At 59.7% G+C, this 23,057-nt stretch carries 22 protein-coding genes; 6 read left to right on the top strand and 16 right to left on the bottom strand.

Annotated features, from left to right (window positions below):
• Positions 1-33 precede the first annotated feature (33 nt).
• The 4 genes from EJA72_RS01205 (at position 34) to EJA72_RS01190 (ending at position 4,346) form a co-directional block, all read left to right on the top strand.
• Entirely contained in the window at positions 34-1,056 is a 1,023-nt protein-coding gene (locus tag EJA72_RS01205; RefSeq protein WP_157709725.1) for an outer membrane protein assembly factor BamD, read from the top strand.
• Between the two features lie 134 nt (positions 1,057-1,190).
• Positions 1,191-1,424 (top strand): PP0621 family protein, encoded by a 234-nt coding sequence (locus EJA72_RS01200; protein WP_157709724.1) that lies wholly within the window; start codon positions 1,191-1,193, stop codon positions 1,422-1,424.
• Positions 1,414-3,003, top strand: coding sequence for an ATP-binding protein (locus EJA72_RS01195; RefSeq protein ID WP_178128957.1), 1,590 nt, complete (start codon positions 1,414-1,416; stop codon positions 3,001-3,003). Before EJA72_RS01200 ends, EJA72_RS01195 begins: the two co-directional genes overlap by 11 nt.
• 2 nt (positions 3,004-3,005) lie before the next feature.
• Positions 3,006-4,346 (top strand): sigma-54 dependent transcriptional regulator, encoded by a 1,341-nt coding sequence (locus EJA72_RS01190; protein WP_157709767.1) that lies wholly within the window; start codon positions 3,006-3,008, stop codon positions 4,344-4,346.
• A gap of 106 nt (positions 4,347-4,452) precedes the next feature.
• On the opposite strand, the gene thiO is transcribed toward EJA72_RS01190, so the two are convergent.
• From thiO to EJA72_RS01155, 7 genes are read right to left on the bottom strand one after another with little or no spacing between them, the layout of a single operon-like run.
• Positions 4,453-5,553, bottom strand: coding sequence for a glycine oxidase ThiO (gene thiO, locus EJA72_RS01185; RefSeq protein WP_157709722.1), 1,101 nt, complete (start codon positions 5,551-5,553; stop codon positions 4,453-4,455).
• A 55-nt stretch (positions 5,554-5,608) separates the two neighbouring features.
• On the bottom strand, positions 5,609-6,007 hold the full coding sequence (locus EJA72_RS01180; protein WP_157709721.1) for a type IV pilin protein: 399 nt from the start codon (positions 6,005-6,007) through the stop codon (positions 5,609-5,611).
• Between the two features lie 14 nt (positions 6,008-6,021).
• Complete coding sequence (locus EJA72_RS01175; RefSeq protein ID WP_157709720.1) at positions 6,022-9,096, bottom strand: pilus assembly protein; 3,075 nt, start codon at positions 9,094-9,096, stop codon at positions 6,022-6,024.
• Positions 9,083-9,565, bottom strand: a complete 483-nt coding sequence (locus EJA72_RS01170) for a PilX N-terminal domain-containing pilus assembly protein (RefSeq protein WP_157709719.1) — start codon at positions 9,563-9,565, stop codon at positions 9,083-9,085. Before EJA72_RS01170 ends, EJA72_RS01175 begins: the two co-directional genes overlap by 14 nt.
• 11 nt (positions 9,566-9,576) lie before the next feature.
• Complete coding sequence (locus tag EJA72_RS01165; RefSeq protein ID WP_178128956.1) at positions 9,577-10,290, bottom strand: prepilin-type N-terminal cleavage/methylation domain-containing protein; 714 nt, start codon at positions 10,288-10,290, stop codon at positions 9,577-9,579.
• On the bottom strand, positions 10,287-10,736 hold the full coding sequence (pilV, locus tag EJA72_RS01160) for a type IV pilus modification protein PilV (protein ID WP_157709718.1): 450 nt from the start codon (positions 10,734-10,736) through the stop codon (positions 10,287-10,289). Before pilV ends, EJA72_RS01165 begins: the two co-directional genes overlap by 4 nt.
• Positions 10,733-11,206 carry a GspH/FimT family pseudopilin gene (locus EJA72_RS01155; protein ID WP_157709717.1) on the bottom strand — a complete coding sequence of 158 codons (474 nt, stop codon included), beginning with the start codon at positions 11,204-11,206 and terminating at the stop codon, positions 10,733-10,735. The genes pilV and EJA72_RS01155 overlap by 4 nt, the downstream gene beginning before the upstream one ends.
• A gap of 132 nt (positions 11,207-11,338) precedes the next feature.
• Here EJA72_RS01155 and EJA72_RS01150 point away from each other — a divergent pair, with 132 nt between their 5' ends.
• Positions 11,339-11,887: a GspH/FimT family pseudopilin gene (locus EJA72_RS01150; protein WP_157709716.1), complete on the top strand. Its 549-nt coding sequence runs from the start codon at positions 11,339-11,341 to the stop codon at positions 11,885-11,887.
• On the opposite strand, the gene ispH is transcribed toward EJA72_RS01150, so the two are convergent.
• From ispH to murJ, 6 genes are all read right to left on the bottom strand, one after another.
• Positions 11,864-12,811 carry a 4-hydroxy-3-methylbut-2-enyl diphosphate reductase gene (gene ispH, locus EJA72_RS01145; protein ID WP_150747772.1) on the bottom strand — a complete coding sequence of 316 codons (948 nt, stop codon included), beginning with the start codon at positions 12,809-12,811 and terminating at the stop codon, positions 11,864-11,866. The two genes, EJA72_RS01150 and ispH, sit on opposite strands and share 24 nt — an antisense overlap.
• A 136-nt stretch (positions 12,812-12,947) precedes the next feature.
• Positions 12,948-13,385: an FKBP-type peptidyl-prolyl cis-trans isomerase gene (gene fkpB, locus EJA72_RS01140; protein ID WP_178128963.1), complete on the bottom strand. Its 438-nt coding sequence runs from the start codon at positions 13,383-13,385 to the stop codon at positions 12,948-12,950.
• A gap of 7 nt (positions 13,386-13,392) precedes the next feature.
• Complete coding sequence (gene lspA, locus EJA72_RS01135) at positions 13,393-13,905, bottom strand: signal peptidase II (RefSeq protein ID WP_157709714.1); 513 nt, start codon at positions 13,903-13,905, stop codon at positions 13,393-13,395.
• On the bottom strand, positions 13,898-16,729 hold the full coding sequence (gene ileS / locus EJA72_RS01130) for an isoleucine--tRNA ligase (RefSeq protein ID WP_157709713.1): 2,832 nt from the start codon (positions 16,727-16,729) through the stop codon (positions 13,898-13,900). Before ileS ends, lspA begins: the two co-directional genes overlap by 8 nt.
• On the bottom strand, positions 16,730-17,680 hold the full coding sequence (gene ribF / locus EJA72_RS01125; protein ID WP_157709712.1) for a bifunctional riboflavin kinase/FAD synthetase: 951 nt from the start codon (positions 17,678-17,680) through the stop codon (positions 16,730-16,732).
• Between the two features lie 129 nt (positions 17,681-17,809).
• The gene (gene murJ / locus EJA72_RS01120) at positions 17,810-19,348 is read right to left on the bottom strand and encodes a murein biosynthesis integral membrane protein MurJ (protein ID WP_157709711.1); all 1,539 of its coding nucleotides are present in this window, start codon (positions 19,346-19,348) and stop codon (positions 17,810-17,812) included.
• Positions 19,349-19,600: 252 nt separating this feature from the next.
• Here murJ and rpsT point away from each other — a divergent pair, with 252 nt between their 5' ends.
• Positions 19,601-19,879: a 30S ribosomal protein S20 gene (rpsT, locus tag EJA72_RS01115; protein ID WP_008154937.1), complete on the top strand. Its 279-nt coding sequence runs from the start codon at positions 19,601-19,603 to the stop codon at positions 19,877-19,879.
• Between the two features lie 115 nt (positions 19,880-19,994).
• On the opposite strand, the gene EJA72_RS01110 is transcribed toward rpsT, so the two are convergent.
• The 3 genes from EJA72_RS01110 to cgtA all read right to left on the bottom strand — a co-directional run bounded on the left by EJA72_RS01110 (position 19,995) and on the right by cgtA (position 22,937).
• Positions 19,995-20,459, bottom strand: a complete 465-nt coding sequence (locus tag EJA72_RS01110; protein WP_157709710.1) for a CreA family protein — start codon at positions 20,457-20,459, stop codon at positions 19,995-19,997.
• Positions 20,460-20,471: 12 nt separating this feature from the next.
• Positions 20,472-21,590 carry a glutamate 5-kinase gene (proB, locus tag EJA72_RS01105; RefSeq protein WP_157709765.1) on the bottom strand — a complete coding sequence of 373 codons (1,119 nt, stop codon included), beginning with the start codon at positions 21,588-21,590 and terminating at the stop codon, positions 20,472-20,474.
• A 123-nt stretch (positions 21,591-21,713) separates the two neighbouring features.
• Positions 21,714-22,937, bottom strand: coding sequence for an Obg family GTPase CgtA (gene cgtA / locus EJA72_RS01100; RefSeq protein WP_157709709.1), 1,224 nt, complete (start codon positions 22,935-22,937; stop codon positions 21,714-21,716).
• Between the last annotated feature and the right edge of the window lie 120 nt (positions 22,938-23,057).

Raw genomic sequence — 23,057 nt, 5'->3', positions numbered from 1 at the left:
AAGACAGCGGCCGTCATAGGGACGCAAGCCGCCATGCAAGTGAAACACCTGCTGCTGATCGCCATCCTCGCATTGACCGCTGCTTGCTCATCGAAGGAAGTCGTAGACGAAAACCTTAGCGAAGTCGAGCTGTACCAGCAGGCTCAGCAAGATCTGGACAACAATAGCTACACCGCCGCCACAGCCAAGCTGAAGGCGCTGGAGTCGCGTTACCCGTTCGGTCGCTATGCTGATCAGGCTCAACTCGAGCTCATTTACGCTAACTACAAGAACACCGAGCCAGAGGCTGCGAAGTCCGCTGCCGAGCGTTTCATTCGTTTGCACCCACAGCATCCGAACGTGGATTACGCCTATTACCTCAAGGGCCTGACCTCTTTCGACCAGGACGTCGGCCTGCTGTCGCGTTTCCTGCCGCTGGACATGACCAAGCGTGACCCGGGTGCTGCCCGCGACTCCTACAACGAGTTCGCCCAGCTGACCAGCCGCTTCCCGAACAGCCGCTATTCGCCGGACGCCAAGCAGCGCATGATCTACTTGCGCAACCTGCTGGCAGCCTACGAGATTCACGTTGCCGACTACTACCTGACCCGTCAGGCCTATGTGGCTGCCGCGAACCGTGGTCGCTATGTAGTGGAAAACTTCCAGGAAACCCCTTCGGTCGGTGACGGCCTGGCGGTGATGACCGAGTCTTACCAGCGTCTGCACCTGGACGAACTGGCGGCCACCAGCCTCGAAACCCTGAAGCTCAACTACCCGAACCACCCAAGCCTGGTGGACGGTCAGTTCGTGCCGTCGGTAGCCGAAGCCGACAACCGTTCGTGGTTGAGCAAGGCGACCCTGGGCCTGATCGAATCCCGTCCGCCGCTGCCGCCGGGCGAAACCCGCGCCAACCAGGACGTGCAGAAGCAGTTCCAGGACGCCAAGGACGCGATACCAAGCGAGCTCAAGCCTAAAGATGGCAATGGCGACGTGATCGAAGAAGAAAATCACGAAGCGGAAGGCAACAACAGCGACCGTTCGTGGTTCAGCTACATGACCTTCGGCGTGTTCGACTGATTCGTCGGGTTGTGCAAAAGGGAGGCTCTCGAGCCTCCCTTTTTATTGCCTGCTTTTTCGGGTGAATGAATACGCTGTGCGCCTGACCCGTCCTTGGCTAAACTGCTGAATCATTAATCAAATAGCAGCTCACCATGCTTCGTTTATTGTTCTGGATCGCTCTGATTGCCGCTGCGGTATGGTTCTGGCGCAAGTTCAAGGGCCAGGCGTCCGCGCCCAAGTCCTCCCCCGAGCTGGAAGCGGCCCCCATGGTCCGTTGCGCTCATTGCGGCGTCCACCTGCCCCGCGACCGCGCGCTGAATCTCCAACAACAGTGGTATTGCAGCCAGGCTCACCTTGAGCAAGGCCCGGGTTCCAGTGATCGCTGAGACGTCCAGTCCCGGCAACAGACCGGCCCAGCGACTGCTGCGCCTCTATCACCTCTACCGTTTAAGCATCGGCATCACCCTGGTGTTGCTGATCTCCAGCAACATGGACAACCAGTTGCTGAGCTTCGCCGATGGCGACCTGCTGCGCAGTGGCAGCTGGTTGTACCTGGTCCTGAATATCCTGCTGGTGGTCTTTTTCGAGAACACCCGGCACCCGGTGCAATTGTTCGGCCTGGTGCTGGTCGACGTCTTGTTGCTGTGTGGCCTGTTCTACGCTGCAGGAGGCGTGGCCAGCGCCATCGGCAACTTGCTGATCGTATCGGTGGCCATCGGCAACACCTTGCTGCGAAGCCGAATCGGTTTGTTGATTGCGGCAATCGGAGCGCTTGGCATTGTCGGGCTGAGCTTTCTGTTAAGTTTCAGCCACCCCACCAGCCCTAACGATTATCTGCAAGCCGGCACCCTGGGCGCTTTGTGTTTTGCCGCGGCATTGCTGGTGCAAGCCCTGATACGGCGCCTGGATGTCAGCGAAACGCTGGCCGAGCAGCGGGCCAGTGAAGTCGTCGGTCTCGAAACCCTCAACGCGCTAATCCTGCAACGCATGCGCACCGGCATTCTGGTGCTCGACAACCAGCGGCGAGTGCAACTGGCCAACCACAGCGCCTTGACGTTGCTGGGTCTCGGCAGCCTCGAAAACCAACGGATCGACGACCACTGCCCTCCCCTCGTCGAACGACTGCAACTGTGGCTGAACAATCCAATCTTGCGCCCCCAAAGCCTGAAGATCGCCAGTAATGGCCTGGAGCTGCAACCCAGCTTCATTGCCCTGGACCAGAACCCGCATCACCAGACGCTGGTCTTCCTCGAAGACCTCGCGCAGATCGTGCAACAGGCCCAGCAACTGAAACTCGTCGCCCTCGGCCGCCTGACCGCCAGCATCGCCCATGAAATCCGCAATCCGCTGGGCGCCATCAGTCACGCCGCACAGCTATTACTGGAATCAGAGGAACTGAACAGTGCGGACCGACGTCTGACACAAATTGTTCAAGACCACTCTCAGCGAATGAATCGAGTCATCGAAAACGTCCTGCAACTCTCCCGCCGCCAGCAAACCGTACCGCAACGGCTTGAACTGAAGCCGTGGCTGGAACGGTTCGTCACAGAAACCCGTGACAGCGCGAGCGAGCGCCAGCAGATCCACCTGCACATCGGCTCGGGAGATTTCAAAACCCTGATGGACCCGAACCAACTGGGCCAGATACTCGACAACCTGGTGCGCAACGCATGGCGTCACAGCGCGCTGAGCCACGACGATGCGCAAGTCTGGCTCGAGTTGTTTGTCGACCCGGACAGTCAACTGCCGATCCTCGACGTCCTGGACGACGGCCCCGGCGTCGCACCGGACCACCAGGTGCACTTGTTCGAACCCTTCTTCACCACGAGCACCCAAGGCACAGGCCTGGGGCTTTATCTGTCCCGTGAGCTGTGCGAAAGCAACCAGGCGCGCCTAGACTTCAAACCACGCCAAGACGGCGGCTGCTTTCGCATCACCTTTGCTCACGGACGGAAACAAAGTTGAACATGAGCCCACGGCAGAAAATCCTGATCGTCGACGATGAACCGGATATCCGCGAACTCCTGGAAATCACCCTGGGACGGATGAAACTAGACACCTTCAGTGCCCGCAACCTTGGCGAAGCCCAATCGCTGCTGTCTCGGGAAACCTTCGACCTGTGCCTGACCGACATGCGCCTGCCCGATGGCACCGGTCTTGAGCTGGTGCAACACATCCAGCAACGTTATCCACAGCTCCCGGTAGCAATGATCACCGCCTACGGCAGCCTGGAAACGGCGATCAACGCACTCAAGGCCGGCGCCTTCGACTTCCTGACCAAACCGGTCGACCTCACACGCCTGCGAGAGCTGGTTACCAGCGCCCTGCGCCTGCCCGCGCCCGGTGGCGCCAGTCAAACCATTGATCGCCGTTTACTGGGCGACTCGTTGCCCATGCGCAACCTGCGCAAACACATCGACAAACTGGCGCGCAGCCAGGCGCCGGTGTACATCAGCGGCGAGTCTGGCAGCGGCAAGGAACTGGTCGCTCGACTGATCCATGAACAAGGGCCTCGCGCCAACCAGCCGTTTATCCCGGTGAACTGTGGAGCAATCCCGTCAGAATTGATGGAGAGCGAGTTTTTCGGTCACCGCAAAGGCAGCTTCAGCGGCGCCATTGAAGACAAGCCCGGGCTGTTCCAGGCGGCCAATGGCGGCACGTTGTTCCTCGACGAAGTTGCCGATTTGCCGCTGGCGATGCAGGTCAAAATGCTGCGGGCCATTCAGGAAAAAGCCATCCGGTGTGTCGGCGGGCAGCAGGAAATCGTGGTCGATGTGCGCATCCTTTGCGCCACCCACAAAGACCTCGACGCGGAAGTCGCGGCGGAGCGTTTTCGTCAGGATTTGTACTACCGGCTGAATGTGATCGAGTTGCGGGTTCCACCCTTGCGCGAACGCCGGGACGACATTGAGCCTTTGGCCAGCCATGTGCTCAAACGACTGGCGGCGGGCAGCGGCCACCCCGCGGCCAAACTCCACCCACAGGCCCTCGACGCACTGAAAAGCTACCGCTTCCCGGGCAATGTGCGAGAACTGGAGAACGTGCTCGAACGGGCTCACACGTTGTGCGAAAACAAACAGATCGAAGCCAGCGATCTTCGACTGGCGGAAGGCAATTGCGCTGCCGAAGGCGGTGCGCCGGACCTGACGCAGATCGATAACCTGGAAGACTATCTGGAAAACGTCGAGCGCAAATTGATTCTTCAGGCGCTGGAAGAAACCCGCTGGAACCGCACGGCTGCGGCCCAGCGGTTGAATCTTTCATTCAGGTCGATGCGCTACAGGCTGAAGAAGCTCGGGTTGGATTGAGGGCCCCATCGCGAGCAAGCTCGCTCCTACAGTGTTTGGTGGTGTGCATTCTGTGGGAGCGAGCCTGCTCGCGATGGCGATCGGTCAGGCGATCAATCTCTAAAGGTTAAATACGCCCGGCCGGCGCATACGGCGCCGGATCAATAATCGGCTCACGCCCCAGCATCACGTCTGCAAACAACTGACACGATGCCGGCGCCAGCACCAGCCCGTTACGGTAATGCCCGCAATTTAGCCAAAGCCCATCAAACCCCGGCACCCGACCGATATAGGGAATGCCTTCAGGCGAACCCGGACGCAGCCCGGCCCAATGCCCCACGAGTTCGGCATCCGCCAGCGCAGGAATCAACTCCACCGCCGACGCTTTCAGACTCTCCAGCGCCGACGGGGTCGGCGTCTTGTCGTAGCCTTCATGCTCCAGCGTACTGCCAATCAGAATGTGCCCGTCGCGCCGGGGAATGGCATAACGCCCCTTGGCCAGGACCATGCTTGGCAAAAAATCGGCCGAGCACTTGTAGAGAATCATCTGCCCCTTCACGGGCTCGACCGGCAACTCCAGCCCCAGGCCTTTCAACAGATCTCCACTCCAGGCACCCGCCGTCAGCACCACCTGATCGCCGCGGATCGCGCCCACCGAGGTTTGCACACCAACCACCTGATCGCCTTCGCGGACAAACCCGCTGACTTCGCATTGCTCATGAATCGTCACGTTCGGCAGCGCCAGCAGTGCAGCCTTGAGGGATTTCACCAGTCGCGGATTGCGCACGTTGGCCACATCGGCCATGTAGATTGCCCGGGCAAACCCGGCTCCCAATACCGGCACCGCATCATGCGCGGCCGAGATATCCACAGGCGTGAGCGGGCGGTTCTCGCGCTCGGCCCAGGCCAGCGCCTCGGCTTCGTCATCCAGGTCCAGCCAGTACAACCCGGTGGTGTGGACTTCAGGATCGACACCGGTGGCTGCAAATAGCCGCTCACCCAGCTGTGGATAAAAATCCTGGGACCAATGGGCCAGCGCAGTGACCGCCGGGCTGTAGCGCCATGGATAGAGCGGCGAAACAATGCCGCCTCCGGCCCAGGACGATTCCTGGCCGACATTGGAGCGATCCAGCAGCACAACACTCTGCACGTCGGACGCGAGATTGAACGCCGTCAGCAGGCCAATCACCCCACCGCCGACAATCACCACTTGCTGTTGCATGGTCATGTTCTGATCCAACCGATAAATAGACAGAGGCGCAAAGGGCGCCAAAAAAGCAAACTCAGCGACCCCAGCAATCCTTGGTGGTCAAGCCGGCCGTTGCATTGACCATGCTTCTGACACCGGTGTTGGTCAGGGTGAAATCGCCACACTTGTCCGACGCCATGGCGCCGGCCTTGCGCACGGCCGTCAGCAGGAACGTCTGGTCGGTCAGCGTCGGTGTAATGGTGTAGAAATCGGTACCGGCGCTGAGGCCGGTGGCGCCGGTGTAGACATTTTTGTTCGAGTAGAACCGCTCAAGCGTTTGCGCCTGCTCGGACAGCACGCCGACCACTTCGGCACGACGCCCCTTTTTCACGTATTCAGTGAGGCTCGGGTAGCCAATGGTGATGACGATCCCGATGATCGCAATCACGATCATGATTTCGATCAGGGTAAAACCTCGGTTGGATCTGCGCATTCCTCAACTCTCACTTACTGTATTTGTCGCCACATGATGCGACGGCTGCCGCCGCCGGATTTTTCCACCAGTGTGCTGATGCCGCCACTGGAATCATTCACGACCTTGCGCGCCGCGCCGTTGACGATGGCGTTCAATGTCGGGATGCCACCGGTAAAGATCACCCCGCTGGAAATCGTATCGTTACCGTCGACCAGACCATCGCCATTGGTGTCGAGCACCGCATAGTTGAGCATCTTACCGCTGAACGCATCCAGCTCGACCAGTTTGCCGGTGCCAAAACTGGCGCACGGGTCTGTGGTGTCGACACTGGCGGTGGTAAATACGATCCGGCCCAGTATCAACGCCGCCTGGTTGATTACCCGCTCACCGGTCAGCGCGTTGTTGTAGACCAATGGCAGATACCAGCCTTTCTCCGCCGGATAGGTCACCTCGTTCTGGCTGGTGGTGATGAATTGCACTGCGCTTCCCGAGAACACACCTGTCACCGACTGGATCTGCAAACTGGACGTGGTGATCTGCCCGGAGCCACCGTCCGCGTCCCACACCGCGTAGAACGCCTGAAGATCCTTGTTGGTCTTGTCCGCCGTTTCGTTGAACTTGCCGGTGCCGAAAAACACTTCCTTGCCGCCCAGGGAATTATCGGCCAGTAACGGCTGCGCAGTGATCGGCTGGGTGGCGCCACCGGCCGTGGTGAACAGCGGTTTGCCAGCAAACGCCAAGCCCCAGGCGTCAGTCGTCGTGCTGCTCAAATCAAACTTCCACAACCGCCCTTTGAGGTCTCCGCCGTAGGCCGCCTGTACCACATTTTGCGAGTTGACCTTGAGCTTAACCGAGGACAAGCCATTGGTGGTCTCGGTGCTGTCGATAACGATTTTCTTGATCAATGACCCATCGTTGACATCCACCACGTACAACGCCGCGACGCCGGAGTTGCTGCCATAGCCATTGGAGATGAACGCCGCCCAGCGCCCATCGGCCAAGCGTGCCACTTCTGGACGAGCGTAGGCATAACCCAGGTCATTGAAAGCGTTCGCCGGGTTTGGAGTGGCCGGCGCGCTGATTTCCCACAGCGCCTTGATCACGTTGCCTGCCGAAGCGTCGAATAACTGCAGTGCATAAAATGTCTTGCCGCCAGCGCCCGTCCCGCCCAGCGCGAGGGTTTTCCAGGCACTGTTGAGTTGGGCATCGAACACCCCGACCTGACCGTCCACCAGAAACTTGTGGCTGACGCCATTGATGTAGGCGGTATCGGCGATGTAACGCAGCGAAGGCAGGACACTGGAGGGCATGTAGGCATAGCGTCTCGCTCCGTTCCCCGAATTGATGACGCTGACGAACCCGTCATTCCCGCTCACCACCAGACTGGCGTTCATGTTGGTGGCTTTTTTGGTGGTCAAATAGGTGCTGTAGCTGGTGTCGCTCACCAGATCGGACGCGGTTTTGTCTGTCGGCGAAGCCAGCACCAACGGTGAGTTGATGATGTCGCCCAGCAGCACGCTGCGTACCTTCAGCCCTGCTTTGTTGGTGCCCTTGCTCCACTCCACCAGATCGGTGCCGGTGATGCCGGTTGGAAGGCCCTGACTCAGCGCCGTCTGCTGCGCCGTGGCGAAATTGATGTAGTTCAGCGTGACAGGAACATTGTTGGCAGTGTTCCAGGACTGGTAAATCGGCGCTGTTGCGCCAGGGACGATGGCGGTGTCGGTGGTCCACTGCACCGACGCGGTATTGACCGCCCCCGTGGAGGTGAACCCGAAGGACTTGATCGTGCCCCGCCAGTCCTTGGGGTCGTAACTGGTCTGATAGTAAGAAGAACCGACGCCCACGACCGCGCTGCTGGTGGTGCCACTCCCGCCTGACCCGGCCTTGGACGTGATGTCGCTCAAGGCTGATGACAATGCGGTGTTGAGACCGGCACTGTCCGTCGCCTGATAGTACTTGCCCTGCCCGTAACTGGCCGCGTCCGACAACATCTGGTTGGCGGTGGTGAACCCCACGGTGTAGGTGTTCATGTTCTGTTTCGGAAAATCTGCCGCGTTCCAGCTCTTGTTCGCGAGGTCGACACCGGTACTGCGCATGTCGATATCGAAGGCGAACTTGGCGATGTCATCCAGATAAAGGGTGTCCCCCTCGTCATCGCCATTGAGGTTCGGGCCGTCATTGTTCACCCCATCCCAGTTGGGAAGCCGGGTACCGCCCAAGGGGTCGTTGGTCGGGAAGGTTCGGTCGTAGGTCGGCAGGCCGTCGGTGATGACCACACCGTAGTTTTTCTGGCAGCGGTACTGGATCGGACTGGTGTAGGTAGCGGGCGTCGAGTTGTAGTACGGCGCCATGCCACGCAAGTACCGTGTTACTTCGTAATAGGTTTCCGCCAGTGGCGTGTTGGCGACCGCACTCAGGCCATTGATCGAGGCGATCAGTGCATTGTAGTTGGTCTGGTCCGACAGATCGCTGATAGCGCGAGCGATGTAGCCGCCATTGCCGGGGTTGTTGCTGGTGGCCGGATTGAACGTTGCCAGGCCAATGCGCAATGCGCGGTTGCTGGCGACCAGATCGGTGGACACCTTGCGCGCGACGTTCATCCGGTAATCCGTGGGGATCGCGCCAGTAGTGAAATCCTTGGTCGAGTAGTTGGCCAGATTGCTCAGGTAAGACAGGTAGTTCGCCGAGTAACGCGTGTTCTGGTTACCCACTGGATCGGGCAGTTTCAGGCAAAAGGAATTGAGCCCCAGAAAACCGGCGTAAAACCCGTAGTAACCCGATGCACAACCACCGCGATTCAGGCTCGACAGAAAGACATTGGTATCGGTCATGTCGAGGTTTTGACCGCCCAGACAGGAGAAGTCTGAACTGCAGATCGTCACCTGCGGGCGATTGGTAATGGTCGGATCGAAGCCCGTCGCCCAGATGATGCTGTTCATGCTCCCCGAGTCATCAATCATCAGCATGACGTTTGGCGCAACCGCTGCCGCGCTCAACAAAGGCGAATCCGAAGGGGTGAAGGCATAGGCCGGCGCCGAGAGATAAAGCCCCAGCAGCACGCCACACAACAACTGCCAAAACCCGGCGCGCTTCTCAGTACTTCGCATAAATACTCTCCACGACACTGCGGACGTTGTTGCCCACGATGGCCACTGCCGTCACCCGATACAGCGTCGCGGAGGTGTTGCTCGGCACATTCACGGCGGTCAGCGTCGTACCGATGTTTTGCACGCCGTAAAAACCACCGCCAGCCGCAATCCAGGTCACGCCCGAGGTGGAATTGAACCCGCCTGCGGTGATCAAGGATGACTCGGCCGGTGGGGCGCATTGAGTGGTCCCGCTGCACACCGACAGCGCGAAGGTGTCCAGTTGCACCGCGCTTTCTCCGATGCGCAGCGCAGCTTCGGCCGCCTGAAACGATTGATTGCGCAGGGTCACGCTGTTGGCCATTTTTTCCTGCAGGGTCGCGTTCTGCATCGATGAAAGACCGATCAATGTCAGCAATAACAGGAACACCAGACTGACCAACAGCGCCATGCCGCGCTGGGCGTTTGCGGTAATGGGCGAGAACCTCATCGACCCTCTCCTCATGGCAGGCGGTTGCGCAAAGCGGCAACCACGTTGAAGGTTTGATCGCGCACCCGTTTGTTCGGGTCAGTGAGCGTCAACGTCAGGCGCACGCTGCGGATTCGTGCCGGGTCCGATGGGTTGGTGCTGTAGCTGGACGCGGCGGTATCGGTGGCCGAAGCGGCGAGGCCGAAGCTCACGTTGAAGGCACTGACGTTGTCGACCAGTACCGCCTGAGCCGGCGTCCCGACGCCGCTGCCCATCGTCAGCTGACCGTTCTTGAGGCTGTAGATCAGGCGCCGAATCGGAAATGCCAGCTGTCCCGTCGCGGGCGTCTGCTGATTGGAGTAAGCCGCCGCCGTGTTTCGGCAATCGGAGACCACTGTCCAGGTCGGCGTGCCGCCACTCCCACCCACATCGGCGGTGACCAGGGTCAGTTTGAGGTTGGCGTTATCCCAAGTGATCGGTGCGATCTGGCTGGCACTGAAACTCGCGCCCGCGCTGGCGTCGGTGATCGTCCCCAGGCAGCCGAACATTCCCACCATGCGGATTTCCTGAATGAGCTTGCTCAGCGCAAAACGCGCATCTTCCTGCATGCCGGCCGAGGCGTTCTGGCTGACGTAGGTGTTTTTGGCCGCGATGAAAATCTGCGCCACGCCGAGCACCACGATCAGGCTCAGTGCCAGGGCGATCAGCATTTCGATCAGGCCGAAACCTCTGCTAGGCCGGTTCACGGTGTCGATACCGGGTCGACGGTGGCACGGCTGGTCAGCACGAAGCTGCGGCGGGTATTGGCGATGTTGGCCGCCCGCGAGTCGTCCCAGGTAATGGTGATGGTGTACACCCGCTGATTGAGGGTCACGCTGCCCGTCGCGGTGGTACCGAGGAAATTGACGATGTTGGAGCTGAAGTCGTAGAGGTCCTGATCCCGGGCGACGCTCAGATTGCCCGAGGTTGGTGGTGTAATGGTGTAATCAGCGCCGGAGTTGGCGCGTATGCGGTCCATCATGTCGTAGGCGATAAAACTCGCCTGGCTGGTCATCCGCGAGCTGTCCGTGTACTTCAGCGCGTTGAGCTGAATCGCCGCCGCCCCCAATAGCCCGACACTCAGTATCACCAACGCCACCAGGACTTCGATCAGCGTCATGCCCTCCTGTGCACACTTGCTCCGTTCCCTCATCCGCAATTTCCACCCAATACGATTCGTCCGTTCAGACACACATTCAGCGTTCTGCTTTGCGCCCCCAATGCATAATTGATCGACACCACCGTGGACGGTGCCGCCAATCCGCCGAGATTGTTGAAATCAATGGCGGTCACTCCTGAGGGTAGCGTCAGAGTGGCGCCGCTGCTCATCGCTGGAACAACCCGCAATACATTGGCCGGAGTGCCAGTACTGTCGTAGACCGTCAGCTCCCCGGTCCAGACGCTGCCGCCCGCCGTGGGACGTAGCCGTGTGGTAATCCCGCGATCGATGGCTTCCAGCCGGGCGAAATTCAACCCTCGTTGCAGGTCGCCGATCTCGGTGTCGGCCTTGGTGCTTTGGACCGAACGAGTGAACGCTGGAACGGCCAGGGTGATCAGGATCAAAAAGACCGCGAGCGTGACCAGCAACTCGATCAGCGTGAAACCTTTTGTACGATGATCCATCGGTGCCCTCCCTAGCCGTCGGCTATACCTGCATCTACACGCTAGAACATTCGACCCGCTGGCGTTCGTTTGTTTTGCCATGGCACCCGCACGGATTGCGCGAGCCGCTGCACATTCACGGAGGAAAAATGCATGCATCAACGAGGCTTCAGCCTGATCGAACTGCTCATGGGACTGACAATTGCCGGGATTGTTCTGCTGCTGGTCAGTCCGGCGTTTGCGGCACTGACACAATCGAACCATCGCGAAGAGGCGGCGAGGTCTCTGGTCGGCGGTATACGCAGCGCCAGAAGCGAAGCGATCGCGCGTAATCAGACCGTTGCGATGTACAGCATCAACGGCGATTGGAGCCAAGGCTGGCGGATTATTGTGGACGTCAGCGGCAAGGGCCCTGAAGACAGCGACAACCCGTTGCTGCTCGAGCGCAGCGCGCAGACGCCCGTGCCGATCGTTGGCAATCGACCGGTGAGGACAATCATAAGATTCAGCGGACTGGGCGAACCGTTATTAGGCTCAGGAGCCTTTCGGGCAGGGACAATACACTTTTGCGACGCACGCAATTCGCTGAGCGTACTGCAAGTGGTTCTCGCCCCCAGCGGTCGCGTCAGCCTGCGCAGCACCAAGGCTACGCAGGCGTTATGCGAGGGAGGCAGACACTCAGAGCAGCGAACGGACGCGTAGCTCTTTAGGCATGGAGAAGGTGATGTTTTCTTCGCGCCCGGCCAACTCGTCGGCACCGGTAGCGCCCCAGGCCTGGAGTTGCTGGATCACGCCGCGCACCAGCACTTCCGGTGCCGAGGCACCTGCGGTGATACCGATGCGCTCGACACCGTCGAACCAGCTCTTTTGCAGGTCTTCGGCACCGTCGATCAGGTAGGCCGGAGTGGCCATGCGTTCAGCCAGTTCACGCAGACGGTTGGAGTTGGAGCTGTTCGGGCTGCCGACCACCAACACCACATCGCATTCATCGGCCAGTTGCTTGACCGCGTCCTGACGGTTTTGCGTCGCGTAGCAAATGTCGTCCTTGCGTGGGCCACCGATGGCCGGGAAGCGCGCACGCAGGGCGTCGATGACGCGACTGGTATCGTCCATGGAAAGGGTGGTCTGGGTCACGAACGCCAGTTTTTCAGGGTTGTTGACCTGCAACGCGGCGACGTCTTTCTCGTCCTCGACCAGGTAGATGGCGCCACCATTGCTGCCATCGTACTGGCCCATGGTGCCTTCGACTTCCGGGTGACCGGCGTGGCCGATGAGGATGCACTCACGTCCGTCACGGCTGTAACGCGCGACTTCGATGTGCACCTTGGTCACCAGCGGGCAGGTCGCGTCGAACACTTTCAAGCCGCGGCCAGCCGCTTCGGTGCGCACCGCCTGGGAAACGCCGTGAGCGCTGAAGATCACGATGACGTCATCTGGCACCTGATCCAGTTCTTCGACGAATATCGCCCCACGCGCACGCAGGTCTTCGACGACGAACTTGTTGTGTACCACTTCGTGGCGCACATAGATCGGCGGCCCGAAGACTTCCAGGGCGCGGTTGACGATTTCGATCGCCCGGTCCACACCGGCGCAAAAGCCACGGGGGTTGGCGAGTTTGATTTGCATGCTGTGCCTCGTCGTGTCCTGTAGGAGCGAGCTTGCTCGAGAAAAACGAGTAGGCGCCGCATGACTCCAGGGTTTACGCGTTATCGTTAACGACCATCGCGAGCAAGCTCGCTCCTACAGAAAGCCGGTGGAACTGTTACAGCGATTTGACGTTGATGATCTCGACGTCAAAGGTCAATGTCTTGCCGGCCAGCGGGTGGTTGAAGTCGATGGTCACTTGCTCGTCATCGAACTCTTTCACCACGCCCGGCAGCTCAGTATTCGCCGCATCGTTGAAGATCACCAGCAAGCCAGGCGACAGTTCCATGTCCTTGAACTGCGAGCGCGGGATGATCTGTACGTTTTGCGGGTTGGGTTGGCCAAACGCGTTTTCCGGCTGAATCGTCAGGGTACGTTTGTCGCCAGCCTTGAAGCCGAACAGCGCCGCTTCGAACCCGGGTAGCAGGTTGCCGTCGCCGACCTGGAAGGTCGCCGGGGCTTTGTCGAAGGTGCTGTCGACGGTGTCGCCGTTCTCCAGGCGCAGTGCAAAGTGCAAGGTGACTTCCGTGTTCTGGCGGATGCGTTGCTCAGCCAATACCTGTTCAGTCATGAACGGCTTCTCCGGTCTTCTTACTTTTGAACATATCCAGTGCAAGCATCACGGCACCGACAGTAATTGCACTGTCGGCAAAGTTGAACGCCGGGAAGTACCAGCGGTTCTGCCAATGCACCAGGATGAAATCGATCACATGGCCCAGGGCAATGCGGTCATACAGATTGCCCAGCGCGCCGCCGAGTACCAGGGCCAGCGCAATCGCCAGCCAGGTTTCGTTGCGCCCCAGACGCTTGAGCCACACCACCAGCACCGCACTGACCACGACCGCGATCACGGCAAACAACCAGCGCTGCCAGCCGGAGCTGTCGGCCAGGAAGCTGAACGCCGCGCCGGTGTTGTAGGCCAGGGTCCAGCTGAAATAATCGGGGATCACCACGATCTGCTGGTACATGTTCAGCGTGCCTTCGAAGTAGACCTTGCTGAGCTGGTCAATGACCAGCACCAGCAAGCTCAATGAAAGCCAGCCCAGCCGTCCGAAACGGCCTACGGCATTAGGCATAGTGACGAACCTCGCCAGCGCCGCTGATGTTGTCGACGCAACGGCCGCAGATTTCCGGATGTTCCGGGTTCACGCCAACGTCTTCACGGCAGTGCCAGCAACGGGCGCACTTGGCGAAGGCCGACTTGACGATTTTCAGCTTCAGGCCGCTGACCTCGGTGACTACCGCATCCGCAGGTGCCTGAACAAAAGGCGCCACGCTGGCGGTCGAGGTGATCAGCACGAAGCGCAGTTCGTTGCTCAGCTGGGCCAGGTCAGCGCTCAGCGCGTCTTCGGCATACAGCGTCACTTCGGCTTGCAGGTTGCCACCGACGGCCTTGGCCGCGCGCTGGATTTCCATTTCCTTGTTGACCGCCACCTTCACCGCCATGATCCGCTCCCAGTACGCGCGGCCCAGTTCGACGCCTTCAGGCAGTTCGGTCAGGCCTTCGTACCAGGTGTTGAGCATCACCGACTCGTTACGCTCGCCCGGCAGGTATTCCCACAGTTCGTCAGCGGTGAAGGCGAGGATCGGCGCGATCCAGCGCACCAGCGCTTCGGAGATGTGATACAGCGCGGTTTGCGCCGAACGGCGAGCCTTGCTGTTGGCGCCAGTGGTGTACTGACGGTCCTTGATGATGTCGAGGTAGAAACCGCCCAGCTCCTGCACGCAGAAGTTGTGGATCTTGGAGTAGACGTTCCAGAAGCGGTACTCGCCGTAGTGCTCTTGCAACTCGCGTTGCAGCAGCAAGGTGCGATCCACGGCCCAACGGTCCAGCGCCAGCATTTCTTCGGCGGGCAGGATGTCGTTGGCCGGGTTGAAACCGGTAAGGTTGGAGAGCAGGAAGCGCGCGGTGTTACGGATGCGCCGGTAGGCGTCCGCACTGCGTTGCAGGATCTGCTCGGACACCGCCATTTCACCCGAGTAGTCGGTAGAAGCGACCCACAGACGCATAATGTCGGCACCCAGGGTGTCGTTGACCTTTTGCGGCGCGATCACGTTGCCCAAGGACTTGGACATCTTGCGACCGGACTCGTCGACCGTGAAGCCGTGGGTCAACAGTTCGCGGTATGGCGCGTGATTATCGATGGCGCAACCGGTCAGCAGCGACGAGTGGAACCAGCCACGGTGTTGGTCCGAGCCTTCCAGGTACAAGTCGGCACGCGGGCCGGTCTCGTGGCCCATCGGGTGCGAACCGCGCAGGACGTGCCAGTGCGTGGTGCCCGAGTCGAACCAGACATCCAGGGTGTCGCTGATCTTGTCGTACTGCGGCGCTTCGTCACCGAGCAACTCGGCAGCGTCCATCTTGAACCAGGCTTCGATGCCTTCGACTTCGACGCGCTTGGCGACTTCTTCCATCAGCTCGGCGGTACGTGGGTGCAGCTCGCCGCTTTCCTTGTTCAGGAAGAACGGGATCGGCACGCCCCAGTTACGCTGACGGGAGATGCACCAGTCCGGACGGTTGGCGATCATCGAGTGCAGGCGCGCCTGGCCCCAGGCCGGGACAAACTTGGTGTCTTCGATGGCTTTGATCGCCCGCTTGCGCAGGGTGTCGCCGGTTGCTGGTTCTTTGTCCATGCCGATGAACCACTGCGCGGTGGCGCGGTAGATCAGCGGAGTCTTGTGACGCCAGCAGTGCATGTAGCTGTGTTCGATGATGGTGGTGTGCAGCAGCGCGCCGACTTCAGTCAGCTTGTCGACGATGGCCGGGTTGGCCTTCCAGATGAACTGGCCGCCGAAGAATTCCAGCGAAGTCGCGTACACGCCGTTGCTTTGTACCGGATTCAGGATGTCGTCGTTGACCATGCCGTACTTCTTGCAGGTCACGAAGTCGTCCACGCCGTAGGCCGGGGCGGAGTGAACCACGCCGGTGCCAGCGCCCAGTTCAACGTAGTCGGCCAGGTAAACCGGCGACAGGCGATCGTAGAACGGGTGACGGAAGTTGATCAGCTCCAGTTCTTTACCGGTGGTGATCGCAACGACCGAGCCTTCCAGGCTGTAACGCGCCAGGCACGACTCGACCAGCTCTTCGGCCAGTACCAGCAGTTTGTCGCCGACGTCGACCAGGGCGTAGTTGAACTCAGGATGAACGTTCAACGCCTGGTTGGCCGGGATGGTCCACGGGGTGGTGGTCCAGATCACGATCGAGGCAGGCTTGGCCAGCGATGGCAGACCGAACGCGGCAGCCAGTTTGGCTTCATCGGCAATCGGGAAGGCCACGTCGATGGTCGAGGACTTTTTGTTTTCGTACTCGACTTCCGCTTCAGCCAGGGCCGAACCGCAGTCGAAGCACCAGTTCACAGGCTTCAGGCCTTTGAACACGAAACCGCCCTTGACGATTTCGGCCAAGGCGCGGATTTCACCGGCCTCGTTTTTGAAGTCCATGGTCTTGTACGGGTTGGCGAAGTCGCCCAATACGCCCAGACGGATGAATTCGGATTTCTGGCCTTCGATCTGCTCGGTGGCGTAGGCACGGCACAGTTCGCGGGTCTTGTCCGCGCCCAGGTTTTTCCCGTGGGTCACTTCGACTTTGTGCTCGATCGGCAGACCGTGGCAGTCCCAGCCCGGAACATAAGGCGCGTCGAAACCCGACAGGGTTTTCGATCGGATGATCATGTCCTTGAGAATCTTGTTCAACGCATGACCGATGTGAATCGTGCCGTTGGCGTACGGAGGACCGTCGTGAAGCACGAACTTCGGACGATCCTTGCCAATCTCGCGCAACTTTCCGTACAGGCCAATGCTGTCCCAGCGCTGCAGAATCTGCGGTTCGCGCTGAGGCAGGCCGGCCTTCATTGGGAAGGCGGTGTCCGGAAGGTTTAGCGTGGCTTTATAGTCGGTCATTTAAGGCTCTTCATTAGCGATTGGCGCTAGGTGCGACAGGGCACGGGCGGCGGCGACATCCGCATTGATCGCCGTCTTAAGCGCCTCCAGAGAGGCGAAACGCTGCTCTTCACGCAGCTTGTGGTGGAAAACCACCGTCAAACGCCGGTCATACAGATCGCCGGCAAAATCTAAAAGATGCACTTCCAGGTGGGCTTTGCCATCACCTTGAACAGTTGGCCGCACGCCGATATTGGCGACGCCGGGCCAGCTCTTGCCGTCGATGTCGACGTCGACCAGGTAGACCCCGGTCAGCGGCACGCGACGGCGCTTGAGCTGGATATTGGCGGTCGGCGTGCCCAGTTGCCGTGCCAGCTTCTGGCCATGCAGCACCCGCCCGGAAATCTGGAACGGACGACCGAGCAGCCGCTCGGCCAACGCGAAATCGGCAGCGGCCAGGGCATTTCGAACCTGGGTGCTGCTGACGCGGATACCGTCCAGTTCCACGGTTTGCGCGGCTTCGACGGTAAAGCCCTGCATGACGCCCGCCTGTTGCAGGAAATCGAAATCGCCTACGCGGTCACAGCCAAAGCGGAAGTCGTCACCGACCTCAAGATGCTGCACGCCCAGGCCATCCACCAGAATGGTATCGACGAATTCACTGGCGCTGAGCTTGCTCAGGCGCTGGTTGAACGCCAGGCACAAGACCCGGTCGACACCCTCGTCAGCCAGCAGCTGCAGTTTGTCCCGCAGACGGGCCAAGCGGGCGGGCGCCGTGTCCGGAGCAAAGAACTCCCGGGGCTGCGGCTCGAAAATCACCACGCAGCTGGGCACGCCCAACTCGATCGCACGTTCACGCAGGCGCGCCAGGATAGCCTGGTGACCACGGTGAACACCGTCAAAGTTGCCAATAGTGGCGACACAGCCCCGATGCTGGGGGCGCAGATTGTGGAGGCCTCGAACCAGCTGCATAACGCGCTTCTTGCTCATAAAGTGGTCGATTATAACCACACCCGGCGGCCGACGACAGGCAACACCGTAACCCAAAGTAATCGAGCCGACAAAACTGCCGGCCCGCCCGTATTTATCGAGGTTAAAACCTCAGCTCAAGGCCTTGCGATTGAAGTCGCGCAACCGGAAGCCCATCAGCGCCAGCATACCGAAATATGCGATGACACCCGCGACTACCAACGCCCCGAGACGCAGGAATCGTTCGAGCATATGGCCCTGATCCCACGCGGGCATGAAATGCATGCCGAGCAACAACACCGCTGACATTACCAAAACGGCAATCACCAGCTTGGCGCCGAACTTCGCCCAACCCGGCTGCGGCTGATACATCTGCTGCTTGCGCAGTTGGTAAAACAGCAGGCTGGCGTTGATGCAGGCACCGGCGCTGATGGCCAGGGCCAGGCCGGCGTGAGCCAGCGGGCCGATCAACACCAGGTTGAACAGCTGGGTGACGACCAGGGTGAAAATAGCGATTTTTACCGGCGTGCGGATGTTTTGTTGCGCATAAAAGCCCGGCGCCAGCACTTTGATCACGATAATTCCGAGCAAACCGACCGAATAGGCGATCAACGCTCGTTGCGTCATCGAAGCGTCAAACGCGCTGAACTGGCCGTACTGGAACAACGAAACGGTCAGCGGCTCAGCGAGAATCCCCAAGGCCAGGGAGCATGGCAACACCAGCACGAAGCACAGTCGCAGGCCCCAATCGAGGATGCGCGAGTATTCCTGGCGGTCCTTGCTGGCGTAGGTCTTGGCCAGCGTCGGCAGCAGAATCGTGCCGAGTGCCACGCCCAGGACACCGGACGGCAACTCCATCAAACGGTCGGCGTAATACATCCAGGACACAGAACCGGCAACCAGGAAGGAGGCGAAAATCGTGTTGATGATCAGCGAAATCTGACTGACAGACACCCCGAGAATCGCCGGCAACATCTGCTTCATCACCCGCCAGACGCCGCTGTCACGCAAATTCAGGCGCGGCAGCACCAACATGCCGATTTTTTTCAGGTGCGGCAGTTGATAAAGCAATTGCGCCAGCCCACCGACCAACACCGCCCAGCCCAACGCCATGACCGGAGGATTGAAATACGGCGTCAGGAACAGCGAGAAGACGATCATGCTGACGTTGAGCAGGGTTGGCACAAAGGCCGGCACCGAGAAACGGTTGTAGGTATTGAGGATCGCCCCGGCCAGCGACGACAGGGAAATCAGCAATATGTACGGGAAGGTCACCCGCAGCAGGCTGGACGTCAGCTGGAATTTCTCCGGCGTATCGGTAAAACCTGGCGCGGTGGCCCAGATGACCCACGGCGCAGCGAGCATGCCCAACGCAGTGACCAGCGCCAGCACCAGCGTCAGCAGGCCCGAGACATAGGCAATGAACGTACGCGTCGCCTCTTCGCCCTTCTGGCTTTTATATTCGGCAAGAATTGGCACGAATGCCTGGGAAAAAGCTCCTTCAGCGAAGATTCGCCGCAACAGATTGGGCAATTTGAACGCGATAAAGAAGGCGTCGGTCGCCATTCCGGCACCAAAAGTGCGCGCAATAAGCGTGTCCCTGACGAACCCCAGAACCCGGGAAAGCATCGTTATAGAGCTGACGGCGGCCAACGATTTGAGCAGATTCATTGAAAGAGTTCGTGCCTGTCGATAAACAGCAGGCGAACAAAGCGCCTACTTATGCGATACTCCGCGCCGCAGCAGCACAGAGCCAAAGCTCGCGAGTTTACAGGTCAAGCGCCGGAAATAAATATCCCGCCTCTTTATACCTACCACTTAGCGGAACGTCTCAACCGCCCTTGACAAGACATCAACTCATCGGCATGATTCGCGGCCTATTTTGTTTGCTATTTCCTAAAAAGTCTTTCGAGGAGCTCGACGGTGGCCAACACACCTTCCGCCAAAAAACGTGCAAAACAGGCTGAGAAGCGTCGCAGCCACAACGCCAGCCTGCGTTCCATGGTTCGTACCTACATCAAGAATGTAGTTAAAGCCATCGACGCAAAAGACGCTGAAAAAGCTCAAGCAGCTTACGTTCTGGCCGTGCCAGTTATCGACCGTATGGCCGATAAAGGCATCATCCACAAGAACAAGGCAGCTCGTCATAAGAGCCGCCTGAACGGTCACGTCAAGGCTCTGAACCTTGCTGTTGCCGCTTAAGCGATAAGCTTGTTGAAAAACCGACCTCAGGGTCGGTTTTTTATTGCCTGCGATTTAACAAACGCAGGGCAAAAAAAATGTGGGAGCAAGCTCCCACATTTCGATTCACGCCAGATTATTGAGCCTGCGCCCACGGCAAGATTGGGATTGCAGTCACCGCATTCTGCGGGCTGCCCTCAATCAACCGGTCGCTATAGACCAGATACACCAGCGTATTGCGCTTCTTGTCGAGGAATCGCACCACCTGCATGGTCTTGAACACCAGCGACGTGCGCTCCTTGAACACCTCGTCACCATCCTTCAGCTCACCCTTGAAGCTGATCGGGCCGACCTGACGACACGCAATAGACGCCTCAGCGCGATCTTCAGCCAGGCCCAGACCACCCTTCACCCCGCCCGTCTTGGCGCGCGACAGGTAGCAGGTCACGCCGTCGACCTTAGGATCATCAAACGCCTCGACCACAATCCGGTCGTTCGGGCCGACGAACTTGAACACCGTCGACACCTGACCTATCTCCTCGGCCGAAGCCAGCAGCGGCATCGCCAACAGCAGCCCCAACAATCCTTTTGCCACGCGCATTCAGGTATTCCTTCAGACCAGGATCAGGTTATCGCGGTGAACCAGCTCAGGCTCCGCCATGTAGCCCAACAGACCGACAATCGCCTCAGACGACTGACCGATGATTTTTTGCGCCTCCAGCGCGCTGTAGTTGGCCAGCCCGCGAGCGATCTCACGACCGTCCGGCGCCACGCACACCACCATTTCGCCACGACGGAAGCTGCCCTGGACCAGTTTGACACCGACCGGCAGCAAACTTTTGTTGCCCTGGGACAACGCCGTTACCGCGCCTGCGTCCAGCACCAGCGTGCCACGGGTTTGCAGATGCCCGGCCAGCCATTGCTTGCGCGCCGCCAGCATGCCGCGCTCCGGCGACAGCAAGGTGCCGATGCGCTCGCCCGCCTTGAGGCGATCCAGCACACGCTCAAGGCGTCCGCCGACGATGATGGTGTGCGCACCGGAACGCGCCGCCAGACGCGCAGCGCGCAGCTTGGTCTGCATCCCGCCACGACCCAGCGCGCCGCCTGTACCGCCGGCGACCGCATCCAGCGCCGGATCATCGGCCCGCGCTTCGTAAATCAAGTTAGCATCAGGGTTGTTGCGCGGATCAGCGTCGAACATGCCGTCGCGGTCCGTGAGGATGACCAGCAAATCGGCTTCGACCAGATTGGCCACCAGCGCCGCCAGAGTATCGTTGTCGCCAAAGCGGATTTCATCGGTGACCACGGTGTCGTTTTCGTTGATCACCGGAATCACTTTCAGCTCGACCAGCGCACGCAAGGTGCTGCGGGCGTTCAGGTAGCGTTTGCGGTCAGACAAATCGTCGTGGGTCAGGAGAATTTGCGCCGTATGCCGGCCATGCTCGGCAAAGCTCGATTCCCAGGCCTGCACCAACCCCATCTGACCGATGGCGGCAGCGGCCTGTAACTCATGCATCGCACTGGGTCGTACGGTCCAGCCCAAGCGGCTCATCCCCGCCGCTACCGCCCCGGAGGACACCAGCACCAGCTCGACACCTGCCTCATGCAAAGCCACCATCTGCTCGACCCAGACACCCATTGCCGCGCGATCCAGGCCCTTGCCGTCCGCCGTCAGCAACGCGCTGCCGATTTTCACGACCCAACGCTGCGCACCTGTCACCTTGCTCCGCATCATCTTCAACCTTAGCTTGAGGACAGCGCGACCCAGCGCTGCCCATAACGTTATTCGTGACTTCCGATTTCCAGATACTAAAACGCCGCTCGAAGGAGCGGCGCTTAAGTTTATCGCAACGAATCAGTCACGCACGTAAATGATTTCCGGACCGTCTTCGTCATCCACATCTTCTTCGTCCCAATCATCGTCACCGATGTCGTGGACCGACTTCACGCCGCTGCGACGCAGGGCACGCTGATCATCCAGCGCCTGCAATTGAGCACGGGCTTCGTCTTCGATGCGCTGATCGAGATCGGCCAACTCTTCCTTGTAGGCCGGGTCATTGGCCAGGCGGTCAGCACGGTCTTCCATGTAACGCATGATGTCGTGGCACAGACGCTCAGTGCCCAGCTTGGAGATGGCGGAGATCACGTAAACCGGACCGGTCCATTCCAGGCGCTCGACGATTTCCTTGACGCGAGCATCGTGCTCTTCTTCAAGGATCTGGTCGCATTTGTTCAGCACCAGCCAGCGATCACGCTCAGCCAGGGACGGGCTGAACTTGGTCAGCTCGCTGACGATGACTTCGGCCGCATCCGGTGCGCTGGTGTCATCCAGTGGCGCCATGTCCACGAGGTGCAACAGCAAACGGGTACGCGCCAAGTGCTTGAGGAAACGAATCCCCAGGCCGGCGCCATCGGATGCACCTTCGATCAGGCCCGGAATGTCCGCGACCACGAAGCTTTTCCAGCGATCGACGCTGACCACGCCAAGGTTCGGTACCAGCGTGGTGAACGGGTAGTCGGCAACCTTTGGCTTGGCAGCCGATACCGAACGGATAAAGGTACTTTTACCGGCGTTCGGCAAGCCCAGCAGACCCACGTCCGCCAATACTTTCATTTCCAGCTTGAGGTCGCGCGCCTCACCCGGCTTACCCGGCGTGGTCTGACGCGGAGCGCGGTTGGTACTGGATTTGAAACGGGTGTTGCCCAGACCGTGCCAGCCGCCGTGAGCCACGAGCAGCTTTTGGCCAGCCTTGGTCAGGTCGCCGATCACTTCCTGGGTAGCCGCATCGATCACCGTGGTGCCGACCGGAACACGGAGCACCAGCTCTTCACCTTTCTTACCGGTGCAGTCGGTGCTGCCACCGTTGGATCCACGCTCGGCATCGAAGTGCCGGGTGTAACGGTAGTCCACCAGGGTGTTGAGGTTTTCGTCGGCGATCATGTAGACCGAGCCGCCATCACCACCGTCGCCGCCGTTAGGGCCGCCGTTTTCAATGAATTTCTCGCGACGGAAGCTCATGCAACCGTTACCGCCGTCACCGGCCTTTACTCGAATCGATACTTCATCAACAAACTTCATAACAAAACGCCTCTCGCCATACGGACGAGCCGAAAAAACCTAGACATAAGACTCTTGCAAAAATGAGCGCAGCGACCTCAATCAACGACCGCAAATCCAGCGCTGGAGCCCATCACAAAC

It is taken from the genome of Pseudomonas sp. PB120, from assembly GCF_009761815.1.
In the GTDB taxonomy this organism is placed as follows: Bacteria; Pseudomonadota; Gammaproteobacteria; order Pseudomonadales; family Pseudomonadaceae; genus Aquipseudomonas.
This window is presented reverse-complemented; position numbering and strand designations above follow the sequence as displayed.

Bases quoted from the DNA above. Each gene is read 5' to 3' on its own strand.
- EJA72_RS01205 (WP_157709725.1), top strand. From the start codon at position 34: ATGCAAGTGAAACACCTGCTGCTGATCGCCATCCTCGCATTGACCGCT.
- EJA72_RS01200 (WP_157709724.1), top strand. From the start codon at position 1,191: ATGCTTCGTTTATTGTTCTGGATCGCTCTGATTGCCGCTGCGGTATGG.
- EJA72_RS01190 (WP_157709767.1), top strand. From the start codon at position 3,006: ATGAGCCCACGGCAGAAAATCCTGATCGTCGACGATGAACCGGATATC.
- thiO (WP_157709722.1), bottom strand. From the start codon at position 5,553: ATGACCATGCAACAGCAAGTGGTGATTGTCGGCGGTGGGGTGATTGGC.
- EJA72_RS01180 (WP_157709721.1), bottom strand. From the start codon at position 6,007: ATGCGCAGATCCAACCGAGGTTTTACCCTGATCGAAATCATGATCGTG.
- EJA72_RS01175 (WP_157709720.1), bottom strand. From the start codon at position 9,096: ATGCGAAGTACTGAGAAGCGCGCCGGGTTTTGGCAGTTGTTGTGTGGC.
- EJA72_RS01170 (WP_157709719.1), bottom strand. From the start codon at position 9,565: ATGAGGTTCTCGCCCATTACCGCAAACGCCCAGCGCGGCATGGCGCTG.
- pilV (WP_157709718.1), bottom strand. From the start codon at position 10,736: ATGAGGGAACGGAGCAAGTGTGCACAGGAGGGCATGACGCTGATCGAA.
- EJA72_RS01155 (WP_157709717.1), bottom strand. From the start codon at position 11,206: ATGGATCATCGTACAAAAGGTTTCACGCTGATCGAGTTGCTGGTCACG.
- EJA72_RS01150 (WP_157709716.1), top strand. From the start codon at position 11,339: ATGCATCAACGAGGCTTCAGCCTGATCGAACTGCTCATGGGACTGACA.
- ispH (WP_150747772.1), bottom strand. From the start codon at position 12,811: ATGCAAATCAAACTCGCCAACCCCCGTGGCTTTTGCGCCGGTGTGGAC.
- lspA (WP_157709714.1), bottom strand. From the start codon at position 13,905: ATGCCTAATGCCGTAGGCCGTTTCGGACGGCTGGGCTGGCTTTCATTG.
- ileS (WP_157709713.1), bottom strand. From the start codon at position 16,729: ATGACCGACTATAAAGCCACGCTAAACCTTCCGGACACCGCCTTCCCA.
- ribF (WP_157709712.1), bottom strand. From the start codon at position 17,680: ATGCAGCTGGTTCGAGGCCTCCACAATCTGCGCCCCCAGCATCGGGGC.
- murJ (WP_157709711.1), bottom strand. From the start codon at position 19,348: ATGAATCTGCTCAAATCGTTGGCCGCCGTCAGCTCTATAACGATGCTT.
- EJA72_RS01110 (WP_157709710.1), bottom strand. From the start codon at position 20,459: ATGCGCGTGGCAAAAGGATTGTTGGGGCTGCTGTTGGCGATGCCGCTG.
- proB (WP_157709765.1), bottom strand. From the start codon at position 21,590: ATGCGGAGCAAGGTGACAGGTGCGCAGCGTTGGGTCGTGAAAATCGGC.
- cgtA (WP_157709709.1), bottom strand. From the start codon at position 22,937: ATGAAGTTTGTTGATGAAGTATCGATTCGAGTAAAGGCCGGTGACGGC.